17 protein-coding genes are annotated in these 22,385 nt (G+C 69.6%); 7 read left to right on the forward strand and 10 right to left on the reverse strand.

Annotation, left to right across the window (positions count from 1 at the left end; translation table 11 throughout):
* Nucleotides 1-29: 29 nt before the first annotated feature.
* From G6O54_RS18325 to G6O54_RS18335, 3 genes are all read left to right on the forward strand, one after another.
* Nucleotides 30-1,799, forward strand: a complete 1,770-nt coding sequence (locus G6O54_RS18325; protein ID WP_165227107.1) for a c-type cytochrome domain-containing protein — start codon at nt 30-32, stop codon at nt 1,797-1,799.
* A 59-nt stretch (nt 1,800-1,858) separates the two neighbouring features.
* Nucleotides 1,859-2,311 carry a hypothetical protein gene (locus tag G6O54_RS18330; protein ID WP_250846961.1) on the forward strand — a complete coding sequence of 151 codons (453 nt, stop codon included), beginning with the start codon at nt 1,859-1,861 and terminating at the stop codon, nt 2,309-2,311.
* A 71-nt stretch (nt 2,312-2,382) separates the two neighbouring features.
* Nucleotides 2,383-2,688, forward strand: a complete 306-nt coding sequence (locus G6O54_RS18335; protein WP_165227108.1) for a hypothetical protein — start codon at nt 2,383-2,385, stop codon at nt 2,686-2,688.
* Nucleotides 2,689-2,695: 7 nt separating this feature from the next.
* On the opposite strand, the gene G6O54_RS18340 is transcribed toward G6O54_RS18335, so the two are convergent.
* Entirely contained in the window at nt 2,696-3,391 is a 696-nt protein-coding gene (locus G6O54_RS18340) for a Uma2 family endonuclease (RefSeq protein ID WP_165227109.1), read from the reverse strand.
* Between the two features lie 219 nt (nt 3,392-3,610).
* Here G6O54_RS18340 and G6O54_RS18345 point away from each other — a divergent pair, with 219 nt between their 5' ends.
* Complete coding sequence (locus G6O54_RS18345; protein WP_165227110.1) at nt 3,611-4,579, forward strand: sugar phosphate isomerase/epimerase family protein; 969 nt, start codon at nt 3,611-3,613, stop codon at nt 4,577-4,579.
* 25 nt (nt 4,580-4,604) lie between these two features.
* A complete protein-coding gene (locus G6O54_RS18350) occupies nt 4,605-6,746 on the forward strand; it encodes a hypothetical protein (protein WP_165227111.1) in 2,142 nt (713 codons plus the stop codon).
* A 31-nt stretch (nt 6,747-6,777) separates the two neighbouring features.
* Here the strand turns inward: G6O54_RS18350 and G6O54_RS18355 are convergent, their stop codons facing one another.
* The 3 genes from G6O54_RS18355 to G6O54_RS18365 are packed head-to-tail and all read right to left on the reverse strand — an operon-like array spanning nt 6,778 to nt 8,907.
* Nucleotides 6,778-7,611: an SIR2 family NAD-dependent protein deacylase gene (locus G6O54_RS18355; protein ID WP_165227112.1), complete on the reverse strand. Its 834-nt coding sequence runs from the start codon at nt 7,609-7,611 to the stop codon at nt 6,778-6,780.
* A gap of 43 nt (nt 7,612-7,654) precedes the next feature.
* Entirely contained in the window at nt 7,655-8,044 is a 390-nt protein-coding gene (locus G6O54_RS18360) for a YkgJ family cysteine cluster protein (RefSeq protein ID WP_165227113.1), read from the reverse strand.
* Nucleotides 8,041-8,907, reverse strand: coding sequence for an inositol monophosphatase family protein (locus G6O54_RS18365; protein ID WP_165227114.1), 867 nt, complete (start codon nt 8,905-8,907; stop codon nt 8,041-8,043). Before G6O54_RS18365 ends, G6O54_RS18360 begins: the two co-directional genes overlap by 4 nt.
* 446 nt (nt 8,908-9,353) lie before the next feature.
* Here G6O54_RS18365 and G6O54_RS18370 point away from each other — a divergent pair, with 446 nt between their 5' ends.
* Nucleotides 9,354-9,986: a hypothetical protein gene (locus G6O54_RS18370; protein ID WP_165227115.1), complete on the forward strand. Its 633-nt coding sequence runs from the start codon at nt 9,354-9,356 to the stop codon at nt 9,984-9,986.
* Nucleotides 9,987-10,183: 197 nt separating this feature from the next.
* Here G6O54_RS18370 and G6O54_RS18375 read toward each other — a convergent pair whose 3' ends face one another.
* A complete protein-coding gene (locus G6O54_RS18375) occupies nt 10,184-11,557 on the reverse strand; it encodes a Gfo/Idh/MocA family protein (RefSeq protein WP_165227116.1) in 1,374 nt (457 codons plus the stop codon).
* Nucleotides 11,558-11,780: 223 nt separating this feature from the next.
* Here G6O54_RS18375 and G6O54_RS18380 point away from each other — a divergent pair, with 223 nt between their 5' ends.
* Nucleotides 11,781-13,625 (forward strand): sigma-70 family RNA polymerase sigma factor, encoded by a 1,845-nt coding sequence (locus G6O54_RS18380; protein ID WP_165227117.1) that lies wholly within the window; start codon nt 11,781-11,783, stop codon nt 13,623-13,625.
* A gap of 183 nt (nt 13,626-13,808) precedes the next feature.
* On the opposite strand, the gene eno is transcribed toward G6O54_RS18380, so the two are convergent.
* The 5 genes from eno to G6O54_RS18405 form a co-directional block, all read right to left on the reverse strand.
* Complete coding sequence (eno, locus tag G6O54_RS18385; protein ID WP_165227118.1) at nt 13,809-15,140, reverse strand: phosphopyruvate hydratase; 1,332 nt, start codon at nt 15,138-15,140, stop codon at nt 13,809-13,811.
* Between the two features lie 4 nt (nt 15,141-15,144).
* Nucleotides 15,145-16,233, reverse strand: coding sequence for a phosphotransferase family protein (locus G6O54_RS18390; protein WP_165227119.1), 1,089 nt, complete (start codon nt 16,231-16,233; stop codon nt 15,145-15,147).
* A gap of 33 nt (nt 16,234-16,266) precedes the next feature.
* Entirely contained in the window at nt 16,267-17,037 is a 771-nt protein-coding gene (locus G6O54_RS18395; RefSeq protein ID WP_165227120.1) for a sugar phosphate isomerase/epimerase family protein, read from the reverse strand.
* An 81-nt stretch (nt 17,038-17,118) separates the two neighbouring features.
* Nucleotides 17,119-21,039 (reverse strand): hypothetical protein, encoded by a 3,921-nt coding sequence (locus G6O54_RS18400; protein WP_165227121.1) that lies wholly within the window; start codon nt 21,037-21,039, stop codon nt 17,119-17,121.
* 375 nt (nt 21,040-21,414) lie between these two features.
* A complete protein-coding gene (locus tag G6O54_RS18405; protein WP_165227122.1) occupies nt 21,415-22,329 on the reverse strand; it encodes a HipA domain-containing protein in 915 nt (304 codons plus the stop codon).
* Nucleotides 22,330-22,385: the final 56 nt, after the last annotated feature.

The raw sequence follows: 22,385 nt of genomic DNA on the forward strand, positions 1-22,385 counted from the left end.
CCATGACGTCCCAACCGGAATCGCGAAGCATGTTGCGAGCACGCCCCCTCCGCCCGTGGTTGCTAGCCGCGGCGATCCTCACGATCGTCCGACCTTCGTGGCCCATCCGCGCCGATGGCCCTCCTGCTCCGCCGGCCGACCAGGCCGTGGGAATCCTCCGGACGCATTGCTACCGATGCCATGGGCAGGAGTTCAAGGTCGAGGGCTATGACGTCCTTGACCGCATCGGCCTGCTGGCCAAACGCGGCGAGAAGTCCCCCTACATCACGCCCGGCAAGCCCGACGAGTCCGAGCTCTGGAACCGCTTCGATGACATGCCACCGAAGGGCCCCAGGCCGACCTCCCGGGAGCGTGAGACGATCCGGAAATGGATCGAGTCCGGCGCCCCCTTCCCGGCGACCACGGCGCGGCGGGCATTCCTCCCCTCGGCCGCGGTCCTTTCGGCGATCCGCGACCACCTGAAGGGGCGGGATCGCGCGGACCGTCCCTCGTGGCGTTACTTCACGCTCACGAACCTGCACAACAACCCGAAGGTCACCGAGGAGGAGCTGAAGCTCGCCCGCGCCGGAATCTCGAAGATGATCAACAGCCTCAGTCGAAAGCCGGAGATCGTCGTGCCGGAGGTCATCGGCCCCGGCGGCTCGGCCCTGGCCGTGGACATCCGCCGGCTGGGCTGGGACAACGCCCGGGTCTGGTCGCGGATCCTGGCCGCCTATCCGTATGGCCTGCGCTTCCGCGACGACCGCGACCCGTCCTTGCGGGAGCTGGCGCTCGAAATCGAGGATCTCATCGGGCCCGATGCCGGCCTGCCGGACGTCCGCGCCGACTGGTTCCTCGACGCGGCGGCCAGGCCCGACCTGTACCACGACATCCTCGGCATCCCTCCGACCGTCGCCGAGCTCGAGCGGTCGCTGGGGGTCGACGTGGAGTCGGACTTCCGCGGCAACACGCTCCGCCGCGCCGGGTTCACCCGCAGCGGCGTCTCGAAGCAGATGCGGATGGTCGATCGCCACGACTCGCAGCTCGGCTACTACTGGAAGAGCTACGACTTCCGCCGCACGGACAAGGCGGTCAACCTCTTCCGGTTCCCGCTGGGTCCGGCCTTCGCCGGCCATCCCTTCCCCGACGAGGCGTTCACCCACGCCGGCGGCGAGATGATCTTCAGCCTCCCCAATCGGCTCCAGGGCTACATGCTGGCGACCAACGCGGGCCAACGGATCGGCGAAGGTCCGCCGGACATCGTCTTCGACGCCAACGATTCCGCGGGCGGCTCGGTGATCATCAACGGCATGTCCTGCATGGGCTGCCACCGGAACGGGATGATCGAGTTCAAGGACCGCATCCGCGAGGGCGTGGGCGTGTCCGAGGCGGCCCGCCGCAAGGTCGAGCAGCTCTTCCCCGCCCCGGCCGAGATGGACCGGCTGGTGAAGCAGGACCAGGCCCGGTTCCTCGCCGCGCTGGAGCAGGCCATCGGCCCGTTCCTCCGCGAGCCGGGCTCGAAGGCGACGACAAGAGACCTGAAGGAGCCGGTCATCCCCGTCGCCAAGATCTACCAGGCCGACATGGACCTGGAGGCGGTCGCGGCCGAGCTCAACCTCAAGGAGGGCGAGACCCTCCGGGCCCTGATCCGCTCGAACCGTCGCCTGGAGCGGCTGGGGATGGGAGATCTGCTCAAGGACGGTGGTGCCCTCAACCGCGCCGAGTGGGGTACGGCCGGTCGGGGGACGTCGGCGTTTCAGAAGGCCGCCTCCGAGCTCGGCCTCGGCACGCCCGCGGTCTTCCTCCGGAGGGAAGACTGATCTCGCAGCAATGCCCCGGTATGCCTCGATCGCGGAGCCAAACGAAGGAGAACTCACCGATGCGTCCCATCGCCTTCCTGGCCTTGGCCGTTGCCGCGTTCGCACCCGGCCGCGAGGCCTCGGCGCAGCGACAGTACTACGAGACCACCTACACGTACAGCCCCACGCATCAGTACTACTACGTACGTTACTACTATCGGCCCGTGGTGACGACGGAGGAATACAGCTACCACTACTGCATCTACTATCCATCCCACCCTCGATACATCTACTACTACAACCCCACCCGGCAGGTCTACTGGGGCCGCTACGAGATCGGTTCCGGGGGGGAGAAGCGGTACTCGATCCTGGCGGAGAAGGACCGCAAGAAGGACCTGAAGGATATCCCCGAGGACGCCTTCCCGAAGCCGGCCGGGATGCCCGACATCCCCGAATCGAAGGACAAGGTGGCGATCGAGCCCCCTCCCGAGAACGTCCCGAAGGACGCCAAGGACGCGGGGAAGAAGGAGTAGGCCATTCGTCGGGTCGTGCCTCATCGATCGGGCCGATCCTCATCGGCCCGTGGCGAGCGGGGAGAGGGTCCATGCCACCAAAGACGCCGAACTTGACGGTCGGAGACCGCCTGATCTCCGGGCTGATGGGAGGCATCCTCGCCTTCGGGACGATGCTCGTGATCTGGTTCGTGGTGATGTACGCGGGCGGCCGGGCCGGCCAGGATGTCACGCTCCCCTTCTACTGGGTGTGGGGCGTGGCCCTGGCCGCGGCGTTCGTCGGATTCGTGGTCGGGCCCGAACGGATGATGGACGGCTTCGAGAATGTCTGGCGGCTCCTCGGCCGGCCTTACCGCAACGATGACGGCATCCCCGCGAGGTCGCGCCGTCGGAGGTAGATGCGGCTCAGTCCAGGGCCTCACCGAGCTCTCGCAGCCGCGCCGCCAGCCGTTCCGCCCGCTGCTGTGCCGCGTCGGCCCGTTGCTGTTCGGCGTCGGCCCGTTGCTGCGCGGCGATCTCGCTCTCCGCGACTTCCAGCGGAGTGCGAAATCGACGGCCGTCGGGGCCGATGATCCGCAACCACTCCGGGCCATCGACGCGATCGAAGCGGATGGCCAGCCTCGGGCTGACGAAGCCGTTCATCTCGCGGACCTCCTCAAGACTGCCGTTGTTGCGGACCCATCCGGTGAGTTCGCCGTCTTCGGGATCGAAGTAGTAATACTCCTCGACGCCATGCCGTTCATAGAAGCGGAACTTCTTCATGATGATCGCGGGCCGATTTCCGGGCGAGTGTATCTCGAAAATGACCTGGGGAGCAATCCCCTCTTCCTCCCACTGCAAGTAGGATCCACGCCGTCCCTTCGGCCGGCCAAACGCGACCAAGATGTCCGGCGCCAGGCGAGTCCAGGGATAGCCTTCTTCCGCATACCAGAAGAGATCTGCGGCGATGAAGACGTCGGCGCGGTCGCGGAAGAGGAACTCCAGCCCCTCCTTGATGACTACGATCCACTTGTACTGTTCGGTATTCTCGGCCATCGGCTCGCCATCACTCTCGGGATACTCGACGTTGAGTATTCGCTTCGGGATCTCGATCGTGCTCATGACGGTCTTCGCCTCCCGGAGATGCGCCCCACGACACCGGCCGTCACTATCATCTCAGATCCCGGGGAATCGGGCCAGATCGACGGGCGACGGAGGGTCATTGATTCCCCGGCCCATGGCGGTAGAGTGGCGCCAGGACGCTTCGCCCGATGACGCGATGGCTTCCCTCCTCCCGCCGAGATTCCCCCCTCCACCCCTACGCCCTGGAGATCCGTAGCCATGCTCGAGACGATCTCACGACGGGCCGCCCTCCGCGGCCTGGCCGGGACGGCCCTGGTCGCCACGGCCGGCGCACCCGCATCGGCCCGGACCGGGGCCGACGCCCGGTCCACGCGGAAGTTCACCAAGGACCTGGTCTGCGGCGCCATCGGCGTCCGCGCGAGCTTGCCCGAGGCCATCGCGCTGGCGGCACGGCACGGCTACGAGTCGGTCGCGCCCGAGGCCGGGCCGTTGCGGCCCCTCGCGGATGACGCCCTCGCCAAGATCCTGGCGGACCTGAAGGCCGCGAAACTCGTCTGGGGCGCCGCCGGGCTGCCCGTGGAGTTTCGTCAGGGCGACGAGGTCTTTCGCAAGGGACTGAAGGAGCTCCCCGCGGACGCCGCGGCACTCCAGCGGGCCGGGGCCACGCGGATCGGCACCTGGCTCAATCCGGTGAGCAACGACCTCACCTACATGGCGAACTTCAGGCAACACGCCGCCCGCCTCCGCGAGGTCGCCGCGATCCTCGACGACCACGGCCTCCGGCTGGGCCTCGAATACGTGGGGCCGAGGACCTTCCGCGCCGCGTCGAAGCACCCGTTCATCCACACCATGGCCGAGATGCGCGACCTGATCGCCGAGATCAACAAGCCCAACGTCGGCCTGGTCCTGGATAGCTGGCACTGGTACACGGCGCACGAGACCGACAAGGACATCCTCGCCCTCAAGGGGACGGACGTCATCTGCTGCGACCTGAACGACGCCCCCGCCGGCGTCCCGGTGGACGAGCAGAAGGACCTGGCCCGCGAGCTCCCCTGCGACACCGGCGTCATCGACGTGAAGGCGTTCCTGAACGCCCTCGTCCGCATCGGCTTCGACGGCCCCATCCGCGCCGAGCCGTTCAAGGCGGACCTGAACAAGCTCACGCCGGACGCCGCCGTGGCACGGACGTCGGCCGCCATGGACAGGGCCTTCGCACTCATCGGCTGAGCATCACGCCACGGGAGATCATCCGATGCCGGGACGACATTTCCTCTCGATGACCCTCGCCCTGGGACTGGCCCTCTCCGCATCCGCCAAGGCCGCGGTCGACGACCCTCCCGGGCCGGGCAGCGACACCTGGACCGCCACCGACGCCCTGGGCCGGACCTTGCCGACGGCGAAGGACGTCGGCCCGCCGCGCCCGGGGAAGACGGTCGTGATGTTCTATTTCCTCTGGCTGGGCCAGTCCGGCGACATGGGACCATTCGACGTGACCCGGATCCTGGCCAGGGATCCGGCGGCGATGAGCAAGCCCGACAGCCCCCTCTGGGGGCCGATGCTTGCCCCCCACCACTGGGGCGAATCGCTCTTCGGCTACTACGTCTCGGAGGACGAGGCGGTGCTCCGCAAGCACGCCCAGATGCTGGCCAACGCGGGCGTGGACGCGGTCTTCTTCGACGTCACGAATCAGGTCACCTATCCCGCCAGTTGGAAGGCACTCTGCCGCGTCTTCGAACGGGCCCGAAAGGACGGCGTCCGGGTCCCGAAGATCGGCTTCCTCTGCCCGTTCGGCGATCCCCCCAGGGTCGTCCGCGAGCTCTGGCACGACATCTACGCGCCGGGGCTCTACCGCGACCTCTGGTTCGAATGGGAAGGCAAGCCGCTGATCCTGGCGGACCCCGCGATGATCGGCAAGGTCGTGGAGAAGGGCCGCAACGGCACATCGGTCCCCGTGCCCGTGAACGGGACGCTCTCGCAGGCCTTCGCCGCGGACGCCCCCTTCGACGCCGTGGGCGCCTCCACGCCGACCTGGGGCACGACGGGCGGGGCCGTCACGGTGTCGCTCTTCCGCAAGGGCCGTGCCGGCGGAGCGATCGCCTCGCGACGGTTCGAGGACGTTCAGGACAACGCCTGGTCCATGCTCGAGCTGGACGCCCCACAGCCGGCGGGCGACTACGAGCTGGTGCTCTCGGCACCGAAGGGGCAGGTGGGCTGGTGGAAGGGGAAAGGGTCTCAGACGCTCCGGATCCGGCCGCACGACGAGGAGACCGCGAAGATCCTCAGGTTCTTCACCTTCCGCAAGCCGCAGCCGGATTACTTCGCCGGGCCGACCGGCCCGCGGCAATGGTCGTGGCTGGAGGTCTACCCGCAGCATGCCTTCTACGCGAAGCCGGGCGTGCCCGAGCAGATGGCCGTCGGCGTGGGGGTGAACGCCGTGGACGGCAAGCTCGGCGTGCTCAGCAACCCGAGGTCCCAGGGGCGGAGCTTCCACGACGGCAAGGAGCCCGGCCCCGAGGGCCGCGACGGCTCGGGCAGGAACTTCGCCGAGCAGTGGAAGCGCGCCTTCGAGGTCGATCCCGCCGCCGTCTTCGTGACCGGCTGGAACGAGTGGATCGCGGGCCGGTTCGACCGGACCTTCCCGCTCGCCGGCTCCGGCCCGGTCACCTTCTGCGACGAGTTCGACGCCGAGTTCAGCCGCGACATCGAGCCCATGAAGGGAGGTCACGGGGACAACTACTACTACCAGCTCGTCGCCAACGTCCGCCGGTTCAAGGGCGTCCGCGACGTGTCACCGGTCGCCTCGCGACCGATCGCGATCGACGGCCGGTTCGACGACTGGGCCGACGTCCAGCCCGAGTTCCGGGACGCCGTCGGCGACCCCGTCCACCGCGACCATGCGGGCTGGGGCAGGACGCTGCACTACACCAACAAGACGGGCCGCAACGACATCGCCTCGGCGAAGCTCAGCCGCGGCGACGCCGGGCTTTCGTTCTACGTCCGCACTCGCGAGGAACTCTCGCCGGCCTCGGACCCGCGCTGGATGATCCTGTTCGTCGACGCCGATCACGACCCGAAGACCGGCTGGCTGGGGTATGACCTCCGGGTCAATGCCAGGCGGTCGGCCGACGGCAAGGCGAGCGTGGAGCGGAACGTCGGCGGGACCTATCGCTGGGATCCCGTCGGCGAGGCGGCGTTCGCCCGGGGATTGCGCGAGATCGAGCTGACGCTGCCGCCCTCAACGCCCGGCCTGGCCGGCAGCCCGACGACGATCGATTTCAAGTGGGCCGACAACATCCAGGAGACCGGCGACTGGTCCGACTTCACGCTCAACGGCGACGTCGCCCCGGACGATCGGTTCAACTTCCGCGCCATCTTCCGGGCCAGCGGAAAGTAATCGTCAAAACATAAATCTGATCATACGCTAATCATTGAGCAGAGAGCCGCTGGTCGATCGCGCGGAGGGCCTCGAGTGCTCCCATCGCCAGCGAGATGCCGCCGGCCGGCACCTCCGGCTCGCGGACGTTGATGCGGATCAGCGTGTCGGAATTCCTCCGGGCGACGTACTCGCAGGTGTGCCGGACGGTGGGGATCGCCGTGCCGGCGCCGCACTCGACGGCGACGAGCGGGACGCCCGCGAGCGTGCCCAGCCAGGCTTCCAGGGCCCTCTCCTGCTCGGCGGACGCGGACGAGTCGTAGCCCCAGTCGCCGAACATGAGGATGTTCGGCCTGGCCAGGCCGCCGCACTTCGGGCAGCTCGGCAGCGGCGGAATCGCGCGCATGGTCGTCTCGTCGACCCGGACCGAGACATCGTCCGCCCGGAAGATCCCCTCGCCGCAGTCGGCCATGCACTGCATGGCGGCGAGCGTGCCGTGGACCTCGTGGATCCGCCCCTCGTCGAAGCCGGCCTTCTGGAAGTGGCCATCCACGTTCGAAGTGAAGACGAAGCTCCCGCGCGGCATGGCTTCACCCCACCGGCGTAGGATCGCAAAGCCCCCGTGCGGCTCGGTCGCGCGGTAGAGCATCATCCGGTGTCCGTAGAAACCCCAGGCCATCTCCGGGTCGCGGGTGAACCACCGCGGGTTGGCCATCTCCACGAACCGCAACTTCCGCTTCGCGTACGGCGGATAGGCCTTCCAGAACCCGTCGTCCCCGCGGAAGTCCGGCAGCCCGCTATCGACCCCCATGCCGGCCCCCGCGCCGATGAGCAGCGCCCCCGCCCCGCGGATCGCCTCCGCCGCGCGGTCGAGCAGATCGTCCATTCCGTCGGATCGCACCCCTCCTACGCCCATCTCCTCCTCCTCTCTAAGCTCCCCCCTCGCCCGCGGACTCTCTCGCGAGCGGAGCGAGCGCCGGGAGTGCCCGCATCGCGCGGGCGGTCTGGCATGGCTCGCTGCCGGCGGCGAACTCGCGGCAGACCTCCGGCCGAGTCTCGTAGATCGAACAGCGACGTTCGGCATTCAGGAAGCAGCACGAGTCGTGGAACGGCAAGGGATGGAGCCGATAGGCCCACCTCGACGTCTCCAGCCAGTCGCCGAGCCGCTGCGTCTCGGCCTCGATCCGCGGCTCCCGCCGCGCGTCCTCGACCGACGCGAAGATCAGGTACGCCCCGCAGCAGGCCCCGCACCCGTCGCACTCGAACGCTTCGTGGAATCCCCCACCCCGCTCTTTCCTTCCCGTATTATCCGCGTTCATCTGTGTCCATCTGTGGCTAGATCCCCTCTTTCTCCATCCGTGGCCGGGTGGCGAGCCGCGACGACCTCCAGGACCGCGTCGTGGATCAGGCCGTTGGAGGCGACGAGGCTGGTGCGGGCCAGGGGGAGCGGCCGGCCGCGGCCGTCGGTGACCCGGCCGCCGGCCTCCTCGACGAAGATCCGCCCGGCGGCGAAGTCCCAGGGGGCAAGCTCGTATTCGAAGTAGGCCCCGAAGTGCCCGAGTGCGACATAGGCAAGGTCGAGCGTCGCGGCCCCCATCCGCCGGACGCCGTGGATTTCCCTCACCAGCAGGTCGCGGACGGCGGCGAAGGCCGCGTCCATCATCCCGCCCCGATCATAGTAGTGGCCGAAGGCGACGAGGGCTTCTTCAAGCCTCGGGTTCGTGTTGACGTGCACGCGCTCCCCGGCGAAGAACGCCCCCTCGCCCCGCGCGGCCATGAACCACTCGTCGCGGGACGGGTTCCCCATCACGCCGCAGGCGGGTTCGCCGCCGCGGTAATAGGCCACGGAGACGCCGAAGTGGGGGATGCCGTGGACGTAGTTGTTGGTACCGTCGATCGGATCCACGATCCAGAGGTCACGGGCGCCCAGCACCGCGTCGGAGAGGCCGTCGCCGCCGTTGAGCTCCTCGCCGAGCACCGCGTGCGTCGGGAAGGCCCGGCGGATGATCTCGACGATGGCCTTTTCGGCCGCGACGTCGGCCTCGGTCACCAGGTTATACCCGGCAACCTTGCCCTCGACCTCCTTGGACGAGACCGCGGGCCCGTTCCGGAAGTATCGCATCGCCACCGCACCGCCGGCGCGGGCGGCCTCCTCGGCCACCGTCAGCTCGCGTCGGGTCATCGTGGAGTTCTTCCTCAATGGACAGCGATTTCGTGCCCGCACCACATCCTGGGCATCGACTCCATACTAACCGATTACGGCAGCACCGCCTGCGCCGGCAACCAGACGCATGAGATGGCTTCCCATGTCGCGACGGACAACGTTAAGGAGCCGTCAGCGGTAACCTGGTATGCTCAGCCTATACGCGAAGATCAATGCGTCTCTCGGAGCAAGCCGAGGTGCAGCTCGGAGCCAAACTAACTTGCCCTCTCTGCGGCGTCCGTTTTCGGCTCCCCATGGGATTCTCGGGCCTGGTGATTGGTTGCCCCGGCTGCTGGAGGTTATTGAACGTGACCGTTCAGCCTGACAAGCGAGTCCCGTCACGATGGGGGCCGCGTATACGCTCACTCATCAACCTGTTCGATTCCTGGCGCCGGCCTCCCGACCCGATGAGGTCAGAAGGTTACATGGAGACCCGGCAATGGGCCCTTGACTACATCCCAAGGCGAGAGGATGAGATTTATGATCTGGCGCTGAAATACGCGGAGAATCGCTACGAGGAAATGCTCAAGCTGTCGGAGATCCTGGACAAGAAGCTGGATGACCTTGCACGAACCTCCCTGGCCATCGGTGTCATTATCGCGACCGTCGCGCGGGTGCTCGGCGCGAATACACCTCTCGGCCGCTCTTCTCTACTCATCTGGGCGGTGATCAGCTTTGCCCTATCTGTCCTCGTGGCGGTCTGGTCGCGAGGACCGACCACCTATGGCACTCCCCTCGAAATCCGCAACCTGCTCAAGGTCGTGGATGAGCAGCCGGACCTGACCCGAGGAAAGGCTGAAGCCGTCCTGGCAAGCTCCTACCATACCGCCGTGATTGGGATGTACGCGACCAATGAGTGGAAGGCCCGTCAGTTGTGGAGAGGGACGTCCTTCCTCCTCGCCGGAATCGTTCTCCTGGCGACGATCCTGATTACCGCCGGTCCTCCGAGCTCGACTCCTTCTCAGCCTTCTGAGGGGGCTGGTCCACCTTCGTCACGGACTGATGCCGCCCAACGAACTCGTCCCAATAGCTCCGCTGGACTGATCCACTCGGACTGACGCCCGACTGGCCGAGCGGTCCACTCCCCTGGATGGGAGTCGCTGTTCCATTCTTCTTATCCGACATCGTCCGGGGCTCCCGATATCATCCAGCCGCCAATCCCACCCCATCTTTTCCGTCAATTCTATGAGCGAGAGCAAGTCCACGCGAGGCTGTTTTCGCAACAACTCGCTCGTCGATTCAAGGAATCTCGTCGTTACACATGAGTCCAGGGCGCCCGATACTCATAGTCGAGCAGCTTGTTCGCCCCCTCATGGTTCGTGAACCGCTCGGCGTCGGCGTCCCAGTCGAGGCGGGCCTTCGTCGCCAGGGCGATGTTGGCCAGCAGGGCGAAGGTCGTCGAGCGGTGGCCCTCCTCGACGTCGCAGTGGGGCTTCTGGCGCGACTTCACGCAGTCGAGGAAGTTGCGGGCGTGGGCCTTGTCGAGGTTGTCGTAATCCACCCCGGCCTTCTCGACCTGGGGCTTGCGGCGGGGCGACGGATCCTGGAACGAGCCGCCGCGATCCGGGATGATCTCGAAGCGATCCATGCTGGCGATCACGGTGCCGAGCGTGCCGCGGAAGAGCATCTCGCCCCCCTTCAGCTCGTCGTAATTGTTCGCCTCATAGGTGCCGAACGTCATCAGCATGCCGGAGGCCATCTCGAAGATCACCTCGGCCGTATCCGGGATCGTCCGCGCGTCCTTCACCGCGAACTTGCCGCCGTGCGCCGAGAGCGAGGCCGGGGCCCGCTCGCCGACGATCCACCGCATCGCGTCGAAGAAATGGACGCCCCAGTTGGCCATCTGGCTCGAGTAGAGCTGCCACCATCGGAACTTGTACGGCATGATCCGGTCATTGAACGGGCGGGACGGCCTGGGCCCGAGCCACATGTCCCAGTCCAGCCCCGCGGGGGGATCGGAGTCGGGCGAGACGCCGATGCCGTTGGGGGTCATGTTGTTGGCGAAGCAGGTCCGGGCGACCGTCACCTTGCCGATCGCCCCCGACTGCACGAGTTCCCCGAGCCTCGCGTAGAGGGGCGACGACCGCCGCTGGAGCCCGACCTGGACGACCCGGTCATGCTTCCGCGCCGCGTCCACCATCCGGCGGCCCTCGCGGACCGTGGCGCAGAGCGGCTTCTCGGCGTACACGTCCTTGCCGGCGGCGCAGGCCATGCTGACCTGGATGGCGTGCCAGTGGTCGGGCGTGGCGACGATCACCGCGTCGACGTCCTTGCGGTCGAGCAACCGGCGGAAGTCCTTGAAACGCTCGACTTGCCCGCCGAAGTCCGGCTGCTGCGAGGGCACGCGCTTGCCCAGGTCGCGGAAACGGGGATCGATCTGGTCATACTTGCCCTGCAGGTACGGCTCGTACACGTCGGCGAGCGCCACGACCCGGGCATCCTTCTGGGCGCAGAAGGCGTTCAGGACCTGGACGCCGCGATTGCCGACGCCGATGCAGCCAATCGTCACCCGATCGTTCGCCCCGAGCACGCGGCCCGAGGCCGCCGGCACCGCGAACGAGGCCGAGGCCGCGGCGGCGGTGCCCAGCGCCATGCGAGAGAAATCACGACGGCTTGCCCGGTTCTTCATGTTGCGGATCTCCTCAGGCGGACGTCTCCGTCGCCCCGATCGGCTCTGGTGACACGGCCACTCGCCCGGGATTCTAACACCGCGACGGTCGCGTTGCTCGTCAAACCTCCGTCCCGGACCGTTTACGATCCCGGCGAAATCCGCGAAAGTCGTGGATAGCCCCCGGTCGCTCGGGGCACTACCCGCGGAAGACGACGGAAGAGACCAGGTCCCGGAGGGAAGGATGAGCAGGGTGACGGCGGCCATCGATCGCGACGTTCGCAGCCTCTTCGAGGCCGGGACGTCCACCGGGCTGGGCGACGGCGAGCTCGTCGAGCGCTCCCTCGGCCCGGCCGACGCCGGCGCGGAGGCTGCGTTCGAGGCGATCGTCCGCCGCCACGGGCCGATGGTCTGGCGGGTCTGCCGCAACGTGCTGGGCTCGACCTCCGACGCCGAAGATGCCTTCCAGGCCACGTTCCTGGTGCTGGCCGCGCGGCGGGGCTCGCTCCGCAAGCGGGGCTCGCTGGCGAGCTGGCTCTTCGGCATCGCCGCGCGGGTCTCGGCCCGAGCCCGCGTCGAGGCCGCCCGGCGAAGACGGCACGAATCGGCCGCGGTTCGGCTGGCCCCGTCGACGGTCGAACCTCGGGCGGAGGACGAATACGCCCTCGCCGCGCCGATGGTCCAGCAAGAGGTCGGCCGGCTGCCGGAGAAATACCGGGCCGTCGTGCTCCTCTGCTACTGGGAGGGCCTGACGCACGAGGAGGCCGCCGCCCGGCTCGGCTGCCCGCTCGGCACGGTCCGGAGCCGCGCGGCCCGCGCCCGCGACCTGCTCCGCAAGCGGTTGCTGCGAAGGGACGTCGCGCTGACATCGGCGGCTGTCGGGGCCCTGTCGGCCTCGGCCGATGCGGGCGCCCTGGCGATCCCCCCCCTGCCCCTCCCTCCTCCAGACCTGGTTCGCTCCGTCGTCGCCGCCGCGATCGAGATCGCCGCCGATACACCCGCCGCCGGGATCGTCCCGGCGGGCGCGGTGGCCCTGTCCCGCAGGATGCTCTGGAGCCTGACCATGACCAAGTTGACCAGGATCTGCGCCGTGCCCCTCGCCGGGGCATCCCTGCTCGCCACGGCCCACGTGTGGGCCCAACGACAGGGCCCCGACAAACCGGCCGCCGGGGCCACTCCGACCCGCGTCGTGGCCCCGGCGAGCGTGGGGCATGCTTCACCACCGATGCAATCCCTATCCGAGTATGTCATCGAGCCCTCGGACATCATCCTCGTGGAAGTGCTCGAAGCGTACCCCGGCCGGCCGATCAGCGGCGAGCGGCTCGTCCGTCCGGATGGCAAGATCTCCCTGGGCTTCTACGGCGAGGTCTACGTCGCCGGCCTGACCCCGACCGAGGCGAAGACGAAGATCGTCCTTCACCTCAGGAAGTCCCTCAGCGATGGGACTCTCGGCCTGCTGGAATCGGGTGCCAGTGATAAGGTCACGGAGGAAGAGCCTCGGAATCTCGATCCGGCGACGCCACAAGCACGCCTCTCCGAGCTCGCCACGAAGTCCGATCGCGTGTTCGTCGACGTGACGGCCTACAACAGCAAGGTCTACTACGTCGAGGGCGAGGTCGCGAGCCCCGGGCGGCTGCCGGTCACCGGCAACGAGAGCGTGCTCGACGCGATCCATCACGTCGGCGGCCTCCTCTCCTGGGCCGATCGGTCCGCAATCAAGCTCGTGCGGGAAGTTCCCGGCGGCAAGGTCCAGGTCCTTCCCATCGACTATGAGCAGATCGCGATGGGGACCGACTCCTCGACCAACTATCAGCTCATGCCGCGGGATCGGCTCGTCGTTCCGGCCAACCCCAAGGCCCAGCGGCCCTTGCCCGGCTCTGCCCTCGACCCGACCGTTCAGGCGGGCGCCCGTCGAGGCGCGGTGGCCGAGCCCGCGAGGAGTCCTTCACCTCACTACGATCGATCCACGAGCCACAAGTCTCCCGAGGCCGGCGCGGACGAGAACGACCTGAAGCGCCGCATGACCGACATCGAACGCAAGCTCGACGTCATCCTCGAGAAACTCGACAAATCCGACAAGCCAAGGTAACACGTCATCTCTTGTAGGGTGTGTCAAGCGAAGCGCAGACGCACCGTGACCGGCTGGGCCATACAGACAGGGCCGGAATCGGTGAACGCAACCGCCCTTTCCTTGACAGGGGGGATTTCTCCATCAACGGCGATCGCGGTGCGTCCGCGCTCCGCTTGACGCACCCTACAAAGGACGATCACATCACCGGATCTTTGTGAATCTCGCTCCCTCGCCCAGGGCCTCCTCGATCCGGATCATGCGGTTGTACTTGGCCAGGCGTTCGGACCGGGCGACGGAGCCGATCTTGATCTGGCCGGCGGCGGTGGCCACGGCCAGGTCGGCGATCGTGGCGTCCTCGGTCTCGCCGGATCGGGCCGAGACGACCGGGCGATAGCCGTTCCGGCGGGCCAGGACCAGGGCGTCCAGGGTCTCGCTCAGCGTCCCGACCTGGTTCACCTTGATCAGGATCGCGTTGGCCGCCTTCGCCTCGATGCCCTTCGCCAATCGGGCGGACTGGGTCGCGAAGAGGTCGTCGCCGATGAGCTGGACCTTGCCGCCGAGCGCCACCGTCAACCGCTCCCAGCCGGCCCAGTCGTCCTCCGCCAGGCCGTCCTCGATCGAGATCACCGGGTAGCGATCAACCCAATCGGAGAGCATGGCGATCATCGCGTCGCTGTCGATCGTCGAGCCCTTCGTGTTGGCGAAGGAGTAGGAGCTCGACGCCGGGTCGAAGAAGTGGGTCGAGGCGATGTCCAGGGCGATCGCGGCATCCCGGCCCGGCTCGAAGCCGCAGGCGAGCATGGCATCGACGACGATCTCGAGCGCCTGCTCGTTGTTCCGGAGCTTCGGCCCGTAGCCCCCCTCGTCGCCCACGAGCGCGGACTCGAGGCCGCGCTCGGCGAGCACGGCGCCGACGGCCCGGTACATGGCGACGATCATCTCCAGGGCGTGGCTGTAGCTCTCGGCGCCGACCGGCATCACCAGCACGTCCTGGATGTCCAGGTTGCCGCCGGCGTGCAGGCCGCCGGAGATCATGTTGACCATCGGCAGGGGCATCGTCGGCCCGGCATCGATCCCGGCGGCTGCCGCGCCGGCGGCGTCAAGGCGGCCCTTCCAGAGGCGGTTGAGGTGGACGTACAGCTCCTCGCCTCGCGCCGCGGCGGCCGCATGCGCGACGGCCAGCGAGACGCCTAGCATGGCGTTCGCCCCGAGCCGGCTCTTGTTGGGCGTGCCGTCCAGCTCCAGGAGTTTGGCGTCGATGGCGGCCTGGTCGTCCAGGCTCATCCCCCGCACGGCCGGGGCGATCGTCGCGGCGACGTGGCCGACCGCCTTGAGGACGCCGAGGCCGCCGTAGTGCTTCGGGTCGCCGTCGCGGAGCTCGAGCGCCTCGTGCCGGCCGGTGCTCGCCCCCGAGGGGACGATCGCCCGGCCGATCTCGCCGGTCGAGGCGATCGCGTCCACCTCGACGGTCGGCCGGCCGCGAGAGTCCAGCACCTGACGCGCCCTGAGCCCCTGAACCGTCGCTGTCGCCATCCCGTCAGCCTCCAGCCCTGGCGGCGCCTCGACGCGCCTCGAGCTTCAACTTGAGCAGGCGCGGGACGCCCCCGAACCCGTGACGCTCCATGCCCAGGGCCTCGATCGCGAACTCGCGGACGAGTGCCCGGGCCTCCTCGTCAAGGTACTCGACCGGACTCTTGCCGTCGATCCGGGCGAGCAGGCAGGCCGCCAGGTGGGCCTGCCCTCGCGTCCACCGGCGGTTCTTCTCGGAGGCCAGGTGGGGCGGCCAGCCGTCTCGCTCCAGCCGCCCGAAGTACGCAAACCAGAACCCGTCCGCCATCCGGAAGAACGGCTCGCCGGCGCCGGGCTCGGCGAGGTCGGCGCGGACGGCCTTGAGGAGCAGGTGGCTCATGAAGAAGCCGAGGTCGAACGCGGCGTCGCCGGCGTGGGCGCACTCGAAATCGAGCAGGACCAGGCCGCGGGAATGGACGAGGATGTTCTTGGGGCTGTAGTCCCCCAGGACGAGCGTCCGCTCCCCCTCGGGGAGCTGCTCCATCGCGGCGATCAGGGCGTCGACCCGGGGCGCGACCGACGGATGCTCCCGGGCGATCGTCCGGTAGTAAGGGTCGACGCGAAGCTCGTCGAAGAGCGAGGTGTCGGCCAGCGACTCCCGCAGGGCCGGCCGGGCCGGGGCCAGGAGATGGATCTGGGCCAGGATCGTGCCGAGCGCGTCGGCGATCGCCTCGTCGACCCGCCCGGCCATCAGGTGCGACTTCCAGGTGGCCGAATCGTCCGGGGCGCACGACATCGCGAAGAGGTACTCGTCGCGGTCCTCGAAGAGGAGGGCCGGCACCATGCCGTCGGGGAGGACGGTGGCGAGCAGGCCGAGCGCCGCGTGCTCCGCCCAGATGCGGTCGAGCCGGGCGCGCCACTCCATGGCGACGCGGAGCCGCTCGCGGCACTGCTTGACGACGATCGGTGGATGGCCCGCGGCGGGGTCGAAGTCGACGCGGAGGACCACGTTGGAGACGCCGCCGGCCAGCTCGCGGACGCGGATGTCCACGCCTTCGGGGACGCGCCCGGCCTCGCGGAGGTAGTCGGCCGCGTTGTCCTCGGTCAGTTCCCGCATGGTCGCAATGGGATCAAAAGATGGTCAATCGAATCAGAGCAGGGTTTCGAGCAGGAGCTTGAGCTTGCGGACCTCGACCTCGCGGTCGAAGGTGTTCTCCGGGCGGTCGACGATGGCGACGGTGAGGCCGCGGTTGTAGCCGAACCGCTGGAGCTGGCTGACGACCCGGGCGTACTCGATCTGCCCCTGCCCGACGCGGACCTGGAACTCGCCGGGGTTCTTGCCGGTGTCGCGGAGGTGGACGTTCTGGGCATACGCGTAGAGCGCGTCCAGGTCCGCCTCCTTGTGGCCGCCCTGGAGGCCGTGGCTGGGGTCGAGCGTGAGGCCCAGGCCCGGCAGCGCCTTGCAGAGCTGGGCCGCGACGGCGGGGTCGCCGGCGAGGGTCTCCGAGTGGGTCAGGAGGGCGAGCACCAGGCCGTTGCGGAGGGCGAACGCGGTCAGGCCGGAGAGGCGGCGGATCTCCGCCTCCACGGGCGTGCCCGCGGCCGCGGCGTGGATGGTGATCACGGCCACGCCCAGCGACTTGGCGAACCGGCAGATGGACTCGAACCGCTTGCGAATGGCGGGGTCGGCCCAGTCCACGGGCCCGAAGTCCACGTAGAGGGCCGAGGGGATCAGGCTGGGCGCGCTTCGGAGTCGCTGGAGCGCGGCCTCGGGGTCGTCGCCGACCTCGGAGGGGCGCAGGTGCTGGCCGTCCTCGATGAGGGCCAGCTCGAACTTGTCGAACTCGAATTCCGCGATCAGGCGCAGGGCCTTCTCCAGCGGCTCCCTCGCGAAGCAGAGTGTGCTGCAGGCGACGAACACCGACCCCTCCTGTCCAGTCCAGTCCTCGCTCGGCCGGGCGGCCCGCGGCGGAGAATCCGGTCCCCTCGCCGCCTCGGAATCTTACCGCAGGGTCTTCTCCGGCGAAAGGGCAGAAGCGGCGGCCGGCCCCTGGCCCGGGTGCCGATCGCGGGCCGCCTCGGAGATCTCGCCGGGGCGTCCCGAGCGGCCGGCGGCGAGGACGCCGGGATGGCGTGCCCAGTGCGAGCGGGAGAGCCGGGCGAACTCGGCGTAATGCTGGGCGCGGTAGGCCTGGAGGGCGGCGATGAGCGTGCGCTGGGCGTTCAGCCGGACCGCCCGCGACGGGGCCTCGCCGACGAGCCGGAGGTCGTCGATCCAGAGGGTCCCCGGGCCGAGCATCTCGAACCGGAGGTGGGCCGTGTCGAGTCCCCCCGCCGGCAGGTCCGCGGCCCGGACCGCCTTCGGTTCCCAGTCGGCGCCGACGCGGAACTCGGTGCGCCTCAGGTACGGCTGGCCGCCGACCTCGCCCTGGATCCAGAGCCGCACGGCGCAGTCGGCCGGCTCGGCCCGGAGGAAGGCGTGGATCGTCATGCTCGGCGAGCCGCCGGGGATGAAGTCGCCGCTGGTCGCGGAGGCGGAGGCCGCCGGCGCGGTGAGCTTCAGGCAGCCCTGGCCGGAGTGGGGCCTGTCGGCGTCGATCGCGATCGCGGCCCCCGCGGCCCCGTCCGCCTTCCAGCCGCCGGGGACGGCCCCGTCCGCGGGCGGCGGCGGAGTGTCGGCCCCCTCGGCGTTCCCGGCCCGCCGCAGGGGCTCCGCCCCGGCGGGCTCGAAGCCCGGGTTGGGCGGCTCGCCGATCGCCCCGCCCGGCCCGCGATTGAGCCGGGAGAGCTGGGCGGAGAGCTCGCGATACTGGGCCTCCAGGCTGGTGAGGACCGCCTCGGACGGATACGGGGTGATCTCGGTCATCCGCACGCCGGGCGCCCCCACGCGGACGGCGGAGACGCCGAAGGGGAGGAGGTCCAGCACGAGCTGCCGCCCCCCCGCCGCGGGCTGGGGGATCAGCTTGAGGTTCCGGCCGAGATCCTCCACCCCGGCGGCGGCCGGGGCGTCGATCAGGCCGGCCAGGCGGATGGGATAGGGCGTGTCGTTGGCGATCTGGAGGAACGTCTGTCCGCCGTGGTCGACGGTCCGGACCGAGACGCCGAGGTCCTTCGGATCGCCGCCGAAGGAGGCCGGGCGCGTGGGCCCCGCGGGGACGCCGCGGAGCACGGCGGCGAACCGCCGCAGCCGATCCTCGTGCCCGGCGATGGCCGGCGCCGCGAGCACGACCCAGCGGGCGTCGAGCGCCGCCACGGCGTGCCCGAGCGGCTCGTCGGCGGCCCCGTCCTCGCCCAGCGGCAGGGTGGCGAGTTCGACGGCCCCAATTACGGCCGGCGGCCCCGAGCCCGGCGGGGCGTCTTCGATGGCATCCACCTCGCCGGCCTGGCCGGCGGCCTCCCGGTCGATCCGGAGCAGGAGCCCGCGGTTGGGATAGGCCGCCAGGCGGGCGTCCAGGTCCGGGCTCACCGCCAAGTCATGCGCCAGCGGATCGGTCGAGATCTCCGCGCCGCGGAGGACGATCGGCGCCGCGTCGCCGCCCGGCCACGATTGCAGGTCCAGCCCCACGCTCCGCCAGGCCTGGCTCGGGGCCAGCCCCGCGAGGTCCGCCCGCCGCGCCTCCGCGCCGGCCGCGCCGCCGTGGAGGGAAGGGGTCGCCAGCGCCAGGGACGCGTCCGGGGCCACGCCCCGGGCCGCCTCCGCGAGCTCCGCGTAGAGGGCGGCGATGGCACGGGACCTCCAGGTCAGCCAGGGCATCCGGCCCACGCCGAGGAGGTACTTCGACCGCGCGGCGAAGCGGTTGGGATCCACGGCATCGGTCCCCGGTATGCTGGCGGCGGTCTCCGGGCCGAAGGTCTCGCGGACGAACCGCGAGAACGTGTCGTCGTCGATCCCGGTGTCGGGGGAGCCCAGCAACGTCGGCCCGGTGCCGAGCCGGAGCAGGATCCCGGCGACCTTGCCCCCGTCGTCGCGGGCCGCCAGGGCCGCCTCCACGCGCCGCTTCATCGCCTTGCGGACGTCCGGATGCAGCGGGTGATAGCACGGGCCGTCCGCCAGCCCCTGCCGATCCACCCGCACCAGCCCCAGCCGCAGCGCCTCCGGCGAGTCCGGCGGGGCCAGGTCGGGGAGCGCGTCGCGGCCGTCCAGCGAGAGTTCCAGCCAGGCGGAGCAGCCGTGCCTCGCCAGCAGGCGGAGCACCATGCCGGCCCGGTCGGGGCCGGTGGCGTCCTCGTCCGCCTGCCCGTGCAGGCCGCGGCGCACGGCCCGGTCGGCCGCCGGCTCCGGCAGGACGGCCAGCGAGGCCCCGCAGTAGCCCAGGTAGGAAGCCAGGTTCCGGGCCGCCTCGAGGTTATCCGCGAGCCCGGCCTCTCCCTGGCCGCCGAAGCGATCGAGCGCGTGCTCGCCGGTCAGGTAGAGCCCCAGCGAGCGGCCGGCCGCCGGGTTGGGGGGCCGGATCGACGGCCCTGGCGGCACGCCCGGCAGCTCCGTGAGCTTGATCGTCCCGAGGCGGACCGAGGCCCCCTCGTTGCGGTTCAGGAAGACGAGCAGGGGATCGGGGCAGTCCGGCCAGACGAGCCAGGAGAACGTCACGGCCGGGCCGTCCTTGAGGATCGGCGGCCCCGAGGCGCAGGCATCCAGCAGGACCCGGGGGCGGCGGCCCGCCCCGCCCGCGTCGACGACCGCCACGCCGAGCGCGGCGGGATCGCCGCCGGCCACGGTGACCGTCACGCGATGCGGCCGGTCCGGGTGCGGGGCCCGCAGCGAGACGGCCGCCCAGGCCAGGCCGGATGCGTCCGCCGGGGGTAGGCTGGCGGCCTCGCTCCGGCTGATCCACGACCTCAGCCGTTCGCGGTCCGTCTCCTTGCGAGCCGCCTCCGCCAGGACCTCCGCCGGCAGCGCCCAGACGCTCCGGCCCGGCCGCGAGGCCGGCGACCGGCCGGAGGCGGAGAACCGCGTGTTGCGGATCCTCGCGGGATCCACCGAATCCACCTCGGCCTCGCGCGCCGCGGCACCGGCCGATTCGGCCGGAGGTTCGGTCGGGGCGACGACCGCGAGCACCGCCCGCCTGGTCGCCGAGCTCGCCACCGGCGTCGGCGTCGACTTGCGGCGGCGGATCAGGCGGCTCAGGCGCGAGCCCTCGCGCGTGCCGGCGGGCTCCCAGGCCGATCGGAACTCGACCACGTAGGAGCCCTCGTGCTTCGGCGCGGGGATCGTCCAGAGGACGGACGGCGGATCCATGCGGTTGGCGGGGACCGTTTCCCGGCGCTCGTCCTGCCAGAGGACCTCGGTGACGCCGATCGGCCGCAGGACCGCGGTGGTCCGCACGATCACGTCGGCCGCGTCCGGCCAGACGATGTTGTAGCGGAGCGAGACGGGCACGGCCGCCGCGGGGGCGACCACGCCCGATTCCGCCCCCTGCCCCAGGTCGATCATCAGGGAATCCCACGCCAGCCGCTCCACCGTCACCGCGACGGCCGCCTGGGCGGGCCCCTGCTGGGGCTTCTCCAGGATCGTCGCGACCGGGATCCGGACTGCGCTCCCCCCCTTGCGGACGATCAGGTCGGCCGCCGGGGTCACCTCCAGCCGCGCCCGCACCCGGCCGCTCGGCTCCGCGCCGAGCAACCAGCCGCCGTCGGCCCCGCGATGCGGCCGGGCGACGGTCCCCCCGGACTCCTCGGGCGGCCAGGCCACGACGTCCTCAACCTGCCCGTCGGACGCGGACAGGACGACCGCCTCGGAGGCGTCCGCGGCAACGGCGGCCGCCGTCGGCGACCAGCGGACCTCGATGGCGATCCCGACGCGGTCCTCGGCACCTGCCGTGGCCGTGGGCCGCTTGCCGTCGCCGGGCGCGGCACGGGCGAGGCCGAACGTGCCCATCAGGCACGCGGCCAGCACCGTCAGGACTTCGCGCCATCCCTTGCGCATGAGGTCCGGGTTCGCCTTTCGGTTCCGCGGCCGAGGAACGACCGTCTGCATCCGCAACGGACTTGACCCCCGCGCCCAGCATCCATGCCGGAACGGCAAGCCTATCCTTGATCCCTGCCGGCCTTCGCCCCGGTCACGACGATTTGCGCCCGGGGACGAGTGGAAGAAGTGGTTCTCGGACTGTCATCGACAGGAGATCGCCGGCATTTCACTCGAAATCAGGAAATCCGGCAAGATCGACCTGATCCAACCGTCATTTCAGGCATCCCGCCCGCCCGATCGAATCCAGAGTCCACGTCGACCACCCCTTGGAAGGAGATGCCCGTGCAACCAACCATATCGTCGTCCGAAGCCCGGCTGGCAGGTAGGCGATCTTCAGGCTTCTGCCATGGTATGAGTGAGCTGATCCCGACACCTGCTGCAGAGGCGCCGGAAGTCGGAGCTGAGACTGTGCTCCTCACCCAGGCGTGACCAGAAGCTTACGGCCTGCTTCGCCACCTCATGCCACAGGTGGACGTTCAGGGCTGTGGGAGGGCGTGGGGTGAAGGGCCGTTCGATCACGGTCCCGTCGATCGGGGCGAATCGCATCGGCAGCATGTCGTAGACCGGCGTCGGAGACAGCGTCAGATGCCGGGCCTCGTCGGTGAAGAAGCAGAAGTTCCCGAAGTGCCGGTCTCCATTCGCGATGAGATCGCCGAAGGTGTCCAGCCAGATCATCCGATCGGCATGCTCGACGGCCATGCGCAGATGCGACTCCTCGAGGATATGTCGCGCGGCCTTGCTCCAGTTCTCCGGGACATGTCCGAGGAAGTGGCAGTTCAATGCGAACAGGGAGATCACTCCTCGTCGCCCCCTCGCACCGATCCGGTCGAAGCGATCGACTTGCAAGAACCTGGTACCGTCGATGTCGAACCACTCCGACCGGGGGACGGGAATCCCGGCATCTCGGAGCACTTCAAGGGCGACGTGCTCGCAGACGAGCAGGTCACGCCATCGGTCCGCCGCGGCACCGTCGCCGCCGGCGAATTTCACGATCACGTGACGCCCTTCGGCGTAGACGGCGAACTTCGGGTGCTCGCCGCCCGCCGATGATCCTGGTTGACCGGCGAGAGCACCCGTGGCCAGGCTCGGGTAGTCTGCCCGGCCGATTTGAGGCGGTCGCCCCGCCAGGAAGCGGTCCAGCGACTCCTCCCCCAGGATCAGGTCGCCGACGCAATCCTCGCCGCGCAGGGCGAGCGAGATCAGTTGATGGTCGTCGTTCCAGTCGCTGATTCGTCCAGGAAGTCGCAACTCCGGGTATTACCCCGGCAAGGAAGTTGATCAAGCTCACGGATATCGAACGGCCT

It is taken from the genome of Aquisphaera insulae (assembly GCF_011064615.1).
GTDB lineage: Bacteria > Planctomycetota > Planctomycetia > Isosphaerales > Isosphaeraceae > Aquisphaera > Aquisphaera insulae.